The following is a 13917-nucleotide window of genomic DNA, read 5'->3' as shown; positions in this document are numbered from 1 at the left end:
GTCGACGGAAAAACCGCTGGCCAGGCGCGAAACCTCTGTGCTGAAATGGAGATGTTATATTGTAACAATACAAAAGCATCTGCCAAGGAACGCCCCATCCCCATGCTGTACACACCGCTTCGCCTCTCTCCCCTCGCCGTCGCGCTGTGGCTGGCTGCATCACCCAGCCACGCCGTCGAACTCGAACCCCAGGTCATCACTGCCAACCCTTTGGGCAACCGCCAGCTGGCCACCCCCAGCACCGTGCTAGAAGGCGACAAGCTGCTGCAACAGCAGCACGGCAGCCTCGGTGAAACCCTGAACAAGCAGCCCGGGGTCGCCTCCACCTGGTTCGGCCCTGGCGCCAGTCGCCCGGTAATTCGCGGCCTGGATGGCGACCGCATTCGCGTCCTGCGCAATGGCGTCGGCGCCCTGGACGCTTCGTCGCTGTCCTACGACCACGCCGTGCCGCTGGACCCGGTGACGGTCGACCGCGTCGAGATCGTCCGTGGCCCGGCAGCCCTGCTCTACGGCGGCAACGCCATTGGTGGCGTGGTCAACACCTTCGACAACCGCATCCCGGACGCCCCCATCGAGGGCATCCACGGTGCCGGTGAACTGCGCTACGGCGGCGCCGACACCACCCGCAGCAGCGCTGGCAAACTGGAGGCCGGCAACGGTGCCTTCGCCCTGCACCTGGATGCCAACAGCCGCCAGTTCAACGAACTGCGCATCCCCGGTTACGCCCGTAGTTCCAAGGTGCGTGATGCCGACGAGCCCGGCAGCAAACACCGCCTGGAAAACAGCGACGGCCGCCAGGACGGTGGCGCCGTGGGTGGCGCCTACCATTGGGACCACGGTTACGCCGGCCTGTCGTACAACCGCTACGGCAGCAACTATGGTTCGGTGGCCGAACCAGGTGTGCGCCTGGACATGAAGCAGGACCACTACGCCTTCGCCTCCGAGTTGCGTGATCTGGACGGCCCGTTCACTTCGGTCAAGGTCGATGCCGGCTACACCGACTACGAGCATAGTGAAATCGAACAAGGCGAGGTCCACACCACCTTCAGGAACAAGGGCTATGAAGCCCGCATCGAAGCCCGCCACCAACCACTCGGGGCGGTGGAAGGCGTGATCGGCGCCCAGCTCAGCCGCAACGCATTTTCCGCATTGGGCGAGGAAGCCTTCGTCCCGCACACCGACACCGACAGCCTGGCGCTGTTCATGCTGGAGCAGTGGCAAGCCACCGAGCGCCTGAACCTGAGCCTGGGCGCTCGCATGGAGCACACCCGGATCGACCCGGATGCCAAGGGCAACGAGAACTTCGTCGACGCCGACAGCGCCAGCAGCTTCAACGCGTTCAGCCTGTCTTCCGGGGCGGTGTACCAACTCGACCCGATCTGGTCGCTGGCCGCCAACCTCGGCTACACCGAGCGCGCCCCGACCTTCTACGAGTTGTATGCCAATGGTGCCCACGTGGCCACCGGAGCCTTTGAAGTCGGCGATGCCAGCCTGAGCAAGGAAAAAGCCATTTCCGCCGACCTTGCGCTGCGGTTCGACAACGGCACCCACAAGGGCAGTGTCGGGGTGTTCTATAGCCACTTTCGCAACTACATCGGCCTGATCGGCACCGGCAACCTCCGCGAGGGGCATGACCACGGCCATGACGAGGATGACCATGACCACGATCATGACCACGACGGTTTCCCGGAATACCAGTACCAGGGCGTGCGGGCGCGCTTCTATGGCATCGAGGCCCAGGACCGCTGGCAACTGGCCGAGAACCGTTATGGCAGCTTCGCGCTGGAGCTCTCCGGTGACTACACCCGGGCGAAGAACCTCGACAGTGGCGAGCCGCTGCCCCGCATCGCCCCACTGCGCCTGAACAGCGGCCTGGTCTGGGAGCTGGACCGCTGGCAGGCGCGGGTCGATGTGCAGCATGCTGCGTCGCAGCAGCGCAAGCCGGTCAACGAATCCAGCACCGATGGCTACACCACGCTGGGGGCCAGCGTTGGCTACCGCTTCGAAGTTGGCCAGAGCCAGTGGCTGGCGTTTGTGCGCGGCGAGAACCTGACTGATCAGACCGTGCGCTATGCCAGCTCGATCCTGCGCGATATCGCCCCGGCGCCGGGGCGTAGCGTGGAGATCGGGTTGCGTACCACCTTCTAACCTGACGCGATCCCTGTGGGAGCGGGTTTACCCGCGAATGCGATGCTAGGGCCACCGCCGCATTCGCGGGTAAACCCGCTCCCACTTGTCATCCCATCATCTGTACTGTTACCAGACAAGCAACAATCCACTGCGACAATTTGTCTTTTTTTCTTACAACTTCCGCTATATCCTCCCCGCCGCAAGCTGAATCGCTTCATCGAAACCATCTTGTCACCATATCCATTGGAGGGCCCGCCCTTCGATGCGCTTGCCGTTTATTCAATAATCCAAAGATAGCGCTATCTCATGCTCCAACTGCCCAAAACCTGTTACATCAGCCTGGCCCTCGGCGCCCTGGCGACCCCCACCGGCGCCAGCGAAATGTTCGCCAGCGACTCCCCATGGATGCTCGGCGACTGGGGCGGCACCCGCAGCGAACTGCTGGAAAAAGGCTACGACTTCACCCTCGGCTATACCGGCGAGATGGGCAGCAACCTGCACGGTGGCTACGACCACGATCGCACCGCGCGCTACAGCGACCAGTTCACCTTCGGCAGCCACCTGGACCTGGAGAAGATCCTTGGCTGGCACGACACCGAATTCCAGCTGACCATCACCGAGCGCCACGGCGACAACATCAGCAACGACCGCATCAACGACCCGCGTGTCGGCGGCTTTACCTCGGCCCAGGAAGTGTGGGGCCGTGGCGAAACCTGGCGGCTGACGCAAATGTGGATCAAGCAGAAGTACTTCGACGGCGCGCTGGACGTGAAATTCGGCCGTTTCGGCGAAGGCGAAGACTTCAACAGCTTCCCCTGCGACTTCCAGAACCTGGCCTTCTGCGGCTCGCAGGTAGGCAACTGGGTGGGTGGCATCTGGTACAACTGGCCGGTCAGCCAGTGGGCCCTGCGCGTGCGCTACAACCTCAGCGACGCGCTCTACGCCCAGATCGGCGTGTTCGAGCAGAACCCCTCCAACCTGGAATCGGGCAACGGCTTCAAGCTCAGTGGCAGCGGCACCCAAGGTGCGGTAATGCCGGTCGAACTGGTATGGAGCCCACAGGTCAATGGCCTGAAAGGGGAATATCGCGCCGGCTACTACTACAGTAATGCCAAGGCACAGGATGTTCTCAAGGACAGCAACGGCCAGCCGGCAGCCCTCAGCGGCGGCGCCTACCGCAGCAGTTCGAGCAAGCACGGCTTGTGGCTCGGCGCCCAGCAGCAGGTGACCTCGCTGGCGTCCGACCAGTCGCGTGGCCTGAGCCTGTTCGCCAACGCCACGGTGCACGACAAGAAGACCAATGCCATCGACAACTATGTGCAGGCAGGACTGGTATACAAAGGGCCCTTCGACGCCCGCGCCAAGGACGACATCGGTTTCGCCCTGGCCCGCGTGCACGTCAACCCTGCCTATCGCAAGAACGCGCGCCTGGCCAACCAGGCCGCCGGCCTCAACGACTACGACAACCCCGGTTTCCTGCCGGTGCAGGACACCGAGTACAGCGCCGAGCTGTACTACGGCATCCACCTGGCCGATTGGCTCACGGTCCGCCCCAACCTGCAGTACATCCGCCACCCGGGCGGGGTGTCGCAGGTCGATGGCGCCCTGATCGGTGGCCTGAAGATCCAGAGCAGTTTCTAACCCTCTTTTTGACCTGACGGAGAACCTACGATGAGCACTGAAGGTGCCAACAATGGAAGCCGCTGGCTACCGCGCCTGATAGGCGCGCTGCTGTTGCTGATGGGCCTGGCCCTGCTGGCCGGCGGCATCAAGCTGAGCCAGCTGGGCGGATCGCTGTACTACCTGATCGCCGGTATCGGCTTTGCCCTGTCGGGCATCCTGCTGCTGGCCCAGCGCCGCATCGCCCTGGGCCTTTACGGCCTGGTACTGCTGGGCAGCACCGTATGGGCCCTGCTCGAAGTGGGCCTGGACTGGTGGCAACTGGTACCGCGCCTGGCCATCTGGTTTGCCATCGGCGTGATCCTGCTGCTGCCCTGGGCGCGTCGCCCGCTGATCGGCCCGGCCAGCAAGGCCAACACTGCGCTGCTCGGCGTTGCAGTGGTCGCTTCGGGCGCTTGCGCCCTGGGCAGCCAGTTTACCCACCCCGGTGAAGTGTTCGGCGAGTTGGGCCGCGACAGCAGCGAAATGGCCAGCGCCGCCCCGGCCATGCCCGACGGTGAATGGCAGGCCTACGGACGCACCGAACACGGCGACCGCTATTCGCCGCTGCGCCAGATCACCCCGCAGAACGCCTACCGCCTGGAAGAGGCCTGGCGCATCCGCACCGGTGACCTGCCGACCGAAAACGACCCGGTGGAGCTGACCAACCAGAACACCCCACTGAAGGTCAACGGCATGCTCTATGCCTGCACCGCGCACAGCCGCGTGCTGGCCCTGGACCCGGACACCGGCGCGGAAATCTGGCGCTATGACCCACAGGTCAAGAGCCCGGTCGGCACCTTCAAAGGCTTTGCCCACATGACCTGCCGTGGCGTTTCGTACTATGACGAAAACCGCTATGTCAGCCGCGACGGCAGCCCGGCACCAAAAATTACCGACGCCGGCCAGGCTGTGGCCCAGGCCTGCCCGCGCCGCCTCTACCTGCCGACTGCGGACGCCCGCCTGATTGCCATCAACGCCGACAACGGCAAGGTCTGCGAAGGCTTCGCCAACCAGGGCGTGATCGACCTTACCACCGGCATCGGCCCGTTCACCGCTGGCGGCTACTACTCCACTTCGCCTGCCGCGGTCACCCGTGACCTGGTGATCATCGGTGGCCACGTCACCGACAACGAGTCGACCAACGAGCCGTCCGGCGTGATCCGCGCGTACGACGTGCACGATGGCCACCTGGTATGGAACTGGGACAGCAACAACCCGGACGATACCCAGCCACTGGCCCCCGGCAAGATGTACAGCCGCAACTCGGCCAACATGTGGTCGATCGCCAGCGTCGACGAAGACCTCGGCATGATCTACCTGCCACTGGGAAACCAGACCCCGGACCAGTGGGGCGCCGACCGTACCCCGGGTGCCGAGAAGTACAGCGCCGGCGTGGTCGCCCTGGATCTTGCCACCGGCAAGGCCCGCTGGAACTACCAGTTCACCCACCACGACCTTTGGGATATGGACGTCGGCAGCCAACCGACCCTGGTCCACCTGAAGACCGACGACGGCGTGAAACCGGCAATCATCGTGCCGACCAAGCAAGGCAGCCTGTACGTGCTCGACCGCCGCGACGGTACGCCGATCGTGCCAATCCGCGAAATCCCCACCCCGCAAGGTGCGGTGAAGGGCGATCACACCTCGCCGACCCAGGCTCGCTCCGACCTCAACCTGCTCGGCCCTGAGCTGACCGAACAGGCCATGTGGGGCGCCACGCCGTTCGACCAGATGCTGTGCCGCATCCAGTTCCGCGAGCTGCGCTACGAAGGCCAGTACACCCCGCCATCCGAGCAGGGCTCGCTGGTCTACCCGGGTAACGTCGGTGTGTTCAACTGGGGCAGCGTGTCGGTCGACCCGGTGCGCCAACTGCTGTTCACCTCGCCCAACTACATGGCCTTCGTGTCGAAGATGATCCCGCGTGAGCAGGTCGCCGAAGGCAGCAAGCGCGAAAGCGAAACCAGCGGTGTGCAGCCGAACACCGGCGCACCGTATGCAGTGACCATGCACCCGTTCATGTCGCCGCTGGGCGTACCGTGCCAGGCCCCCGCCTGGGGCTATGTCGCCGCCATCGACCTGTTCACCAACAAGGTGGTGTGGAAGCTCAAGAACGGCACCACCCGCGACAGCACCCCGGTACCGATCGGCCTGCCGGTGGGTGTGCCAAGCATGGGCGGCTCGATCGTCACCGCCGGTGGCGTCGGTTTCCTCAGCGGCACCCTCGACCAGTACCTGCGCGCCTATGACGTGAACAACGGCAAGGAACTGTGGAAAGCCCGCCTGCCAGCGGGTGGCCAGGCCACGCCGATGAGCTACACCGGCAAGGATGGCAAGCAGTACGTACTGGTGACTGCCGGCGGGCATGGCTCGCTGGGTACCAGAATGGGCGACTACATCATCGCTTACAAACTGGCTGAGTAATCCAGAGATGCGGCAGTGAACCTGCTGCCGCATTCGCGGGTAAACCCGCTCCCACAGGTACGGCGCTGCCCCCAAGCTCGGCGCCGTACCTGTGGGAGCGGGTTTACCCGCGAAGAGGCCGGTACAGGCATCACTCCTCTCTGCACCTTTCATCTACCATTGAAACCCATCCCCCCGCGCCCCATCTAAGCACCATAGTCATTTACGCAGGTGCCCCATGAGCGACCAGCAGGATTTCCCGGAACATCCCGACGAACACAGCGAAGTCGAGCACACCCCCCACCAGGCCGAACCCGGCCACGCCCTCGCCCTGCCCGGACAGCAGTTGCCGGACAAGGTCTATGTGATCCCGATCCACAACCGCCCGTTCTTCCCGGCCCAGGTACTGCCGGTCATCGTCAACGAAGAACCTTGGGCCGAAACCCTCGACCTGGTGGCCAAGTCGCCAGACCACTGCCTGGCCCTGTTCTTCATGGACACCCCACCAGAAGACCACCGCCACTTCGACACCTCGGCGCTGCCGCAGTACGGCACGTTGGTGAAGGTGCACCACGCCAGCCGCGAAAACGGCAAGCTGCAGTTCGTCGCCCAGGGCCTGACCCGGGTACGCATCCGCACCTGGCTCAAGCACCACCGCCCGCCCTACCTGGTCGAGGTCGAATACCCGCGTCAGCCCGCCGAGCCGACCGACGAGGTCAAGGCCTATGGCATGGCGCTGATCAATGCGATCAAGGAGTTGCTGCCGCTCAACCCGCTGTACAGCGAAGAGCTGAAGAACTACCTCAACCGCTTCAGTCCCAACGACCCGTCACCGCTCACCGACTTCGCCGCCGCCCTCACCTCGGCCACCGGCAGCCAGTTGCAGGAAGTGCTCGACTGCGTGCCCATGCTCAAGCGCATGGAAAAGGTCCTGCCGATGTTGCGCAAAGAGGTGGAGGTCGCACGCCTGCAGAACGAGATCTCGGCCGAGGTCAACCGGCAGATCGGTGAGCACCAGCGCGAGTTCTTCCTCAAGGAACAGCTCAAGGTCATCCAGCAAGAGCTGGGCCTGACCAAGGACGACCGCAGTGCCGACCTCGAGCAGTTCGAGCAGCGCCTCGAAGGCAAGACCCTGCCGGACCAGGCGCGCAAGCGCATCGATGAAGAGATGGGCAAACTGGCCATCCTCGAAACCGGCTCGCCCGAGTACGCCGTCACCCGCAACTACCTGGACTGGGCCACCGCCCTGCCCTGGGGCGTGTACGGCAAGGACAAGCTCGACCTCAAGCATGCGCGCAAAGTCCTCGATCAGCACCATGCTGGCCTCGACGACATCAAGGAACGCATTCTCGAATTCCTCGCCGTGGGCGCCTGGAAAGGCGAAATCAGCGGCTCGATCGTGCTGCTGGTGGGCCCGCCCGGGGTAGGCAAGACCAGCATCGGCAAGTCCATCGCCGAATCGCTCGGCCGGCCGTTCTACCGCTTCAGCGTCGGCGGCATGCGTGACGAAGCCGAAATCAAGGGCCACCGCCGCACCTACATCGGCGCCCAGCCCGGCAAGCTGGTGCAGGCCCTGAAGGACGTCGAAGTGATGAACCCGGTGATCATGCTCGACGAGATCGACAAGATGGGCCAGAGCTACCAGGGCGACCCGGCTTCAGCGCTGCTGGAAACCCTCGACCCGGAGCAGAACGTCGACTTCCTCGATCACTACCTCGACCTGCGCCTGGACCTGTCCAAGGTGTTGTTCGTGTGCACCGCCAACACCCTGGACTCGATCCCCGGGCCATTGCTCGACCGCATGGAAGTGATCCGCCTGTCCGGCTATATCACCGAAGAGAAGCTGGCCATCGCCAAGCGCCACCTGTGGCCCAAGCAGCTGGAAAAGGCCGGCGTGGCCAAGACCAGCCTCGGCATCAGCGACAGCGCCCTGCGCACGGTGATCGAAGGCTATGCCCGCGAAGCCGGGGTACGCCAGCTGGAGAAGCAACTGGGCAAGCTGGTGCGCAAGGCCGTGGTCAAGCTGCTGGAAACCCCCGATGCCAAGCTGAAGATCGGCACCAGGGACCTGGAAGCCGCGCTCGGCATGCCGGTGTTCCGCAGCGAGCAGGTACTGGCCGGCAAAGGCGTGATCACCGGCCTGGCCTGGACCAGCATGGGTGGCGCCACGCTGCCGATCGAGGCGACCCGCATCCACACCCTCAACCGCGGCTTCAAGCTGACCGGCAAGCTGGGTGAAGTGATGAAGGAGTCGGCCGAGATCGCCTACAGCTATGTCAGCTCCAACCTCAGGCAATTTGGCGGTGACCCGGGCTTCTTCAACGAAGCCTTCATCCACCTGCATGTCCCTGAAGGCGCCACGCCCAAGGACGGCCCGAGTGCCGGCATCACCATGGCCAGCGCCCTGCTGTCACTGGCCCGCGACCAGGCACCGAAAAAAGGCGTGGCCATGACCGGCGAGCTGACCCTCACTGGCCAGGTGCTGCCGATTGGCGGTGTACGCGAAAAAGTGATTGCGGCGCGGCGGCAGAAGATCTTCGAACTGATCCTGCCGGAACCTAACCGTGGCGACTTCGAAGAGCTGCCGGACTACCTGCGTGAAGGGCTGACCGTGCATTTCGCCAAGCGCTTTGCCGATGTGGCCAAAGTACTGTTCTGACCTGTGCCGCCCCCTTCGCGGGCTTGCCCGCGAAGAGGCCGGCACAAACAACACAAATCTCCACGATCATCGGTTATCCTCAGGCCATCGCCAGCCTACGGAGCCAACATGACCGTCCCTCGTCTGCTCGTTCCCCTGAGCTTCGCCCTGCTATCTGCCTGCGCCCAGACCCCCGCGCGGCCCATCGCACTGGACGCCGAAAGCGAATGCCCGACGCGCCTGCAGGTTGGCCAGGCGCTAACCCTGACATTGCCCAGCAACCCGTCCACCGGCTACCGCTGGCGCGTCGAAAACCCCGCCGCGAACGTGCTGCAAAGCCTGGGCCCGGAGGTGTACAGTGCCCCCGAAGAAGAAGACGTGGTCGGCAGCGCCGGTGTATCCACCTGGCGCTACCAGGCCAACAGCGTCGGCACATCCCAGTTGGTGCTGGTTTACCAACAACCCTGGGCTAAAGATGTCGCCCCGGTGCAGACCTTCGAATGCAAGGTTATCGTCCGCTGAGGGCAATCAGCTGCGGTCATACGCCATCTGAACCACCTTCAGGTATTCGCAGAGCCCTTGCAGTGCAGCCGCAGCATCCGACAAAGCCATCGTCGGCCCGAGCGTTGCAGCTTGAGCCTGCCACTGCAGCTCCAACTTGCGAAGCTCGTGCAGCCACTCATTCTTGAGTGGCTCGACGCCGGCCAACGCCTTGACCGCATCGCGCTCATCCTGGGTGTTGTTCAAGGCTTGCTGAACATGCCGCTGGTCACTCAGCGCCCCCTCGATCCGTGCATCAAGCCTGCTGCGGGCGTTGCTCAGGTCACTGAATGTCTTGACCCCTTCCAGCACATCGGCATGCTTGCGCAGCTTTTGCGTTGCAGCCTTGAGCACACTCGAATCAATTTTCGGATCCGTGATCAAGCCCACGATCTGCTCGATGTCCTCATCATTCGGTATCAGGCCCTTCAAGGCACTGGCAACAGAAGGCTTTTCCAGCACCTCGATAGCCGCGATGATGTCTGACTGCTGTTGCCGCAAGCGGGCCAAGCGCTCTTCGAACACCAAGGCTTGTTGCCTGTGCATTTCGACCCGGTTTTCCAGCTCCGGTAGTGCGTCAAGCAAGGCGGCCAACGGGAAGAGCTCCAAACGCTGGTTTTGCCTGGCCAGTAGCGAGTGATGCTGGCTCAGACGGCTCAGAACAGTGGCAAGCCGGTAATGGCTATCGGCGCCAGCCTGGCTCGGAACAAAATTCCGATCCTCCAGCAACACGATTGCACCGATGAGGCTTTCCTTGAAAGAACGCTCGACGGCCAGCAACAGTGTACGTAACTCTCCCAGTTGCTCACGCACCCGCGGGAGCGCCTTCATCCCCCATGTTTCTTCAAGGTTGAATATTTGATCTTGTAGTTCCTGCATTCGTACAAAGTCGGGCACAGCGGCTTTGATATTTACCACATCCATGTCAGGCATCCTCATACTCTTCAACAAGTTCATCAAACAATTCAGATAGCGTATGGCAGATACTGCCTATTCTGCCCCACGGCCTGATGACTTCCGAAAAATCATGGACGAACGCCTCCAACTGGCTTATATCTTTCAGCTCTTTTGCTTCGTTAACCGAATTATTGGCATACGAGGCCAGGAACAACCAGACGTCGGCCAGGCGCCGGGTAGCCGATGACAGGTCCTTGCACCTGAACTGCAAGTCTCTGACCAATGTCGAGACCCGCTCGAAGTCCTTGAGGGCTGGCATGACCTTGGCCATCGCTTGCGCCAACTCCTCACGCTTCTCGATCAGCGCATTCTTTTCTGCACGAATGCTTTCAGCCCTGGAGCCGAACACACCGCCGGTCACGGCTACCCCGATCGGCCCGAACCAAAGACCAGTAAACGCATAGCCGACATTGGCAGAGTAATCAGACTCCAGTTGATCGATCTTTTCATCCCATGCATCGAGTTGCTGACGCTTCTCCCGGATCACTTCACCGGAAACCTTTTCGTCGAAATGCGTGATCAGACGCCCTAGGCGCGGCTTGATCTCACGCTTGATTTCACTATTGAACCAATTGGCCCGAGCGTCGACGTCGTCGATACGGCGCCGCGTGCCTTCGATTTCCCTGACCAGTTCGGTAATACCAGGCGTCAGCACATTCTTCAGCTGTGCCTGCTCGTCTTCACTCAACTCCACGACGTAAACGTCGTCGCCCTGTTCGGCCTTGCACTTTTTGATCGCCAGGAACACATCGCTGCTTTCCAGATTGTTCAACAGGGCGCCGCCACGTTGCACCAGGCTCTCGGCGAACAGCTCAATTTCCGGGCCCAACTGCTTGACGCTACGCTCCAGCTTGTCCCATTCATCGACATGCCTGTGTAGCGCATGATAAAGGTCGTACACAAGCGAAGCGTCCAGGTTCAACGCAACATAATCAACTTCCCTCTCGACCTGTGCCAACGTACGCGGCAACTGACTCACCACATTGGCATACTTCTTTATCACTTTAAGATTCTCCGCAGTCAACAAGCTGCCAGCTTGCTGACCACTGCTGAGTCGGCTTTCCAGGAACTCGAAATAACGCTCCGGTAGCATCTTCACTTTGCTCACCGGGTCCAATTGGTCTACGGTATATTTTTCCGCATCAGTCGCGACAACCATCACTCACCTCAAGAGATTGACCACAGCATGCACAGTCATGCACTTGAAGTTTCGTTATTCGCCGAGTTCGAGACTGTCGCTTTGATAATTTAACGCTGTGGGAAAGTTCACTTCAATCAGCGGGCAACCGTCCAGCCCCGTTGAAGCATTGCCATGGCAAGATGCGTGGCCTTTGGCTAAAATGCGCCTCCGTTTCACCCTGCATCGAGCCCGCCGTGAGCAAACAACCCGACCGCCTTTTCGCCCAGCCCCTGGAGCAAGTGCCCGACTTCGTCTTCAACGAGGATGTGGTGCGTGTGTTCCCGGACATGATCAAGCGCTCGGTGCCGGGCTACCCGACCATCGTCGAGAACCTCGGCGTGCTGGCCGCACGCTTTGCCCAGCCGCACACCGCGCTGTACGACCTGGGCGCGTCACTGGGTGCCGTTACCCAGTCGCTGCGCCGCCATGTGCGCAGTGACGGCTGCCGGGTGATCGCCGTGGACAACTCCGCGGCCATGGTCGAACGTTGTCGCCAGTACCTCACCGCCCAGGACTCGATGTTCCAGGAACTGCTGCCGGTGCAGGTGCTGGAAGCCGACATCCTGGCCCTGCCCTTCGAGCCGGCCTCGGTGGTAGCGATGAATTTCACCCTGCAGTTCATCGCCCCCGACCAGCGCCTGGAACTGCTCGGCCGCATCCGCCAGGCGCTGTTGCCCGGTGGCGCGCTGATCCTCTCGGAAAAACTGCGCTTCGCCGATGCTGAACAGCAGGACCTGCTCAATGAACTGCACCTGGACTTCAAACGTGCCAATGGCTACAGCGAACTGGAAATTGCCCAGAAGCGCAGCGCCATCGAGAACGTGATGCGGCCTGACACCCTCGAGGCCCATCAGGCGCGCCTGCGCGCAGCCGGTTTCTCGAAGGTGGTGCCTTGGTTCCAATGCCTTAACTTCGCCTCTTTGATAGCCCTGCCATGATTGATCTGTCCCCCCTCGTCCGCCGCCTGGCGGGCACGCCCCTGGCTTCCTGGTCACAAGGCCTGCAAGCGCAACTGGAAGCCAAGCTGGAGAAGGGCCACGGTGACCTCGACCGCTGGCGTGGTGCGCTGGAGGCGCTGCCCGCCCTGCAGCCAAGCGAAATCGACCTGGTCAACGGGCTGCGCCTGGATTGCGATTGCGACGACGCGACCCGCGCGCAGATGCGCCAGGCACTGATGGGCCTGTCGCCCTGGCGCAAAGGGCCGTTCGACCTGTTCGGTGTGCATGTGGACACCGAATGGCGTTCGGACTGGAAATGGTCCCGGGTTGGCCCGCACCTGGACCTCAAGGGCAAGCGCGTGCTCGACGTGGGCTGCGGCAACGGCTACTACCAGTGGCGCATGCTCGGGGCCGGCGCCGACATGGTAATTGGCGTCGACCCCAACTGGCTGTTCTTCTGCCAGTTCCAGGCCGTACAGCAATACCTGCCCGAGCTGCCGGCCTGGCACCTGCCGTTCGCCCTGGAAGACCTGCCGGCCAACCTCGAAGGATTCGACACGGTATTTTCCATGGGTGTGTTCTACCACCGCCGCTCGCCCATCGAGCACCTGCTGACGCTCAAGGACTGCCTGGTCAAAGGCGGTGAACTGGTGCTGGAAACCCTGGTGATCGAGGGTGACGAAAACCAGGTGCTGGTACCTGAGGACCGCTATGCACAGATGCGCAACGTCTGGTACCTACCGTCGGTACCGGCCCTGGCGCGCTGGTTGCGCCGTGCCGGTTTCAGCGATGTGCGTTGCGTCGATGTCAGCGTGACCAGCGTCGAGGAACAGCGCAGCACCGAGTGGATGCGCTACCAGTCACTGGGCGACTTCCTTGACCCGAACGACCACAGCAAAACCATCGAAGGCCTGCCGGCCCCACGCCGCGCCACCCTGCTGGCGCGCAAATAAAAAAGGCGCCCGGACGGGCGCCTGAATACACCTGCACCAAGGAGCTTTCGCGGCGCAGGTGCTGTTACCTCAGTCCTTGGCCAACTCGCGGGCCTTCTCGCGGGCTTTGCGCTCGCGCTCGGCAACGGCCTGTTGCTTGTCGCCGTGCAGGCGCTGCTGGTCTTCGCGGAACGCTTGCCAGTATTGTTGCGAACGTTCCGCACCGCCCTCGGCATAAACACTGGCGCTGCCCAGGGCAAGGGTGGCCAACAGCAGGTATTGGGTCAGGTTCATCGTGGTTGCCTCGTGATAACCGATCAGACAGGGCCATCCTAGCGAGGGTTAGCTAACGGCAAGGTGAGGCGGGGATTACAGTCTTGCAATGTGGCCCTGTGTTGTCTGTGCTGGCCTCTTCGCGGGTAAACCCGCCCCCACAGGAACTGCACAGATTTCAGTGTCTGTGAGGATCCTGTGGGAGCGGGTTTACCCGCGAAAGGGCCGGAACAGACAGCCAGATAACAGCAGCATTACAAATCCGTT

Annotated in this window: 10 protein-coding genes; 7 read left to right on the top strand and 3 right to left on the bottom strand. The window is 62.5% G+C overall.

What is annotated here, in order from left to right:
• The first annotated feature begins 102 nt into the window (after window positions 1-102).
• From FQ664_RS05980 to FQ664_RS05960, 5 genes are all read left to right on the top strand, one after another.
• Complete coding sequence (locus FQ664_RS05980; RefSeq protein ID WP_144170822.1) at window positions 103-2148, top strand: TonB-dependent receptor; 2046 nt, start codon at window positions 103-105, stop codon at window positions 2146-2148.
• A gap of 288 nt (window positions 2149-2436) precedes the next feature.
• A complete protein-coding gene (locus FQ664_RS05975; protein ID WP_144170821.1) occupies window positions 2437-3771 on the top strand; it encodes a carbohydrate porin in 1335 nt (444 codons plus the stop codon).
• 30 nt (window positions 3772-3801) lie between these two features.
• Window positions 3802-6213, top strand: coding sequence for a glucose/quinate/shikimate family membrane-bound PQQ-dependent dehydrogenase (locus tag FQ664_RS05970; protein WP_144170820.1), 2412 nt, complete (start codon window positions 3802-3804; stop codon window positions 6211-6213).
• A 217-nt stretch (window positions 6214-6430) separates the two neighbouring features.
• Window positions 6431-8851, top strand: a complete 2421-nt coding sequence (gene lon / locus FQ664_RS05965) for an endopeptidase La (RefSeq protein ID WP_144170819.1) — start codon at window positions 6431-6433, stop codon at window positions 8849-8851.
• A 108-nt stretch (window positions 8852-8959) separates the two neighbouring features.
• A complete protein-coding gene (locus FQ664_RS05960; protein ID WP_144170818.1) occupies window positions 8960-9352 on the top strand; it encodes a protease inhibitor I42 family protein in 393 nt (130 codons plus the stop codon).
• Window positions 9353-9358: 6 nt separating this feature from the next.
• On the opposite strand, the gene FQ664_RS05955 is transcribed toward FQ664_RS05960, so the two are convergent.
• Both FQ664_RS05955 and FQ664_RS05950 read right to left on the bottom strand, forming a co-directional pair.
• Window positions 9359-10294 (bottom strand): alpha-xenorhabdolysin family binary toxin subunit B, encoded by a 936-nt coding sequence (locus FQ664_RS05955; RefSeq protein ID WP_144170817.1) that lies wholly within the window; start codon window positions 10292-10294, stop codon window positions 9359-9361.
• Between the two features lies 1 nt (window position 10295).
• Window positions 10296-11486, bottom strand: coding sequence for an alpha-xenorhabdolysin family binary toxin subunit A (locus FQ664_RS05950; protein ID WP_144170816.1), 1191 nt, complete (start codon window positions 11484-11486; stop codon window positions 10296-10298).
• 215 nt (window positions 11487-11701) lie between these two features.
• Here FQ664_RS05950 and cmoA point away from each other — a divergent pair, with 215 nt between their 5' ends.
• Both cmoA and cmoB read left to right on the top strand, forming a co-directional pair.
• Window positions 11702-12445 carry a carboxy-S-adenosyl-L-methionine synthase CmoA gene (gene cmoA, locus FQ664_RS05945; protein ID WP_087500536.1) on the top strand — a complete coding sequence of 248 codons (744 nt, stop codon included), beginning with the start codon at window positions 11702-11704 and terminating at the stop codon, window positions 12443-12445.
• On the top strand, window positions 12442-13398 hold the full coding sequence (gene cmoB, locus FQ664_RS05940; protein ID WP_144170815.1) for a tRNA 5-methoxyuridine(34)/uridine 5-oxyacetic acid(34) synthase CmoB: 957 nt from the start codon (window positions 12442-12444) through the stop codon (window positions 13396-13398). Before cmoA ends, cmoB begins: the two co-directional genes overlap by 4 nt.
• A 69-nt stretch (window positions 13399-13467) precedes the next feature.
• Here cmoB and FQ664_RS05935 read toward each other — a convergent pair whose 3' ends face one another.
• The gene (locus tag FQ664_RS05935; protein ID WP_144170814.1) at window positions 13468-13671 is read right to left on the bottom strand and encodes a hypothetical protein; all 204 of its coding nucleotides are present in this window, start codon (window positions 13669-13671) and stop codon (window positions 13468-13470) included.
• Between the last annotated feature and the right edge of the window lie 246 nt (window positions 13672-13917).

This window comes from Pseudomonas persica (genome assembly GCF_900291015.1).
Classification (GTDB): Bacteria; Pseudomonadota; Gammaproteobacteria; order Pseudomonadales; family Pseudomonadaceae; genus Aquipseudomonas.
Note: the sequence above shows the minus strand (reverse complement) of the source record. Positions and strands in the feature narration are given on the sequence as shown.

Coding starts and splice junctions, on each gene's coding strand:
- FQ664_RS05980 (WP_144170822.1), top strand. CDS start 103: ATGCTGTACACACCGCTTCGCCTCTCTCCCCTCGCCGTCGCGCTGTGG.
- FQ664_RS05975 (WP_144170821.1), top strand. CDS start 2,437: ATGCTCCAACTGCCCAAAACCTGTTACATCAGCCTGGCCCTCGGCGCC.
- FQ664_RS05970 (WP_144170820.1), top strand. CDS start 3,802: ATGAGCACTGAAGGTGCCAACAATGGAAGCCGCTGGCTACCGCGCCTG.
- lon (WP_144170819.1), top strand. CDS start 6,431: ATGAGCGACCAGCAGGATTTCCCGGAACATCCCGACGAACACAGCGAA.
- FQ664_RS05960 (WP_144170818.1), top strand. CDS start 8,960: ATGACCGTCCCTCGTCTGCTCGTTCCCCTGAGCTTCGCCCTGCTATCT.
- FQ664_RS05955 (WP_144170817.1), bottom strand. CDS start 10,294: ATGGATGTGGTAAATATCAAAGCCGCTGTGCCCGACTTTGTACGAATG.
- FQ664_RS05950 (WP_144170816.1), bottom strand. CDS start 11,486: ATGGTTGTCGCGACTGATGCGGAAAAATATACCGTAGACCAATTGGAC.
- cmoB (WP_144170815.1), top strand. CDS start 12,442: ATGATTGATCTGTCCCCCCTCGTCCGCCGCCTGGCGGGCACGCCCCTG.
- FQ664_RS05935 (WP_144170814.1), bottom strand. CDS start 13,671: ATGAACCTGACCCAATACCTGCTGTTGGCCACCCTTGCCCTGGGCAGC.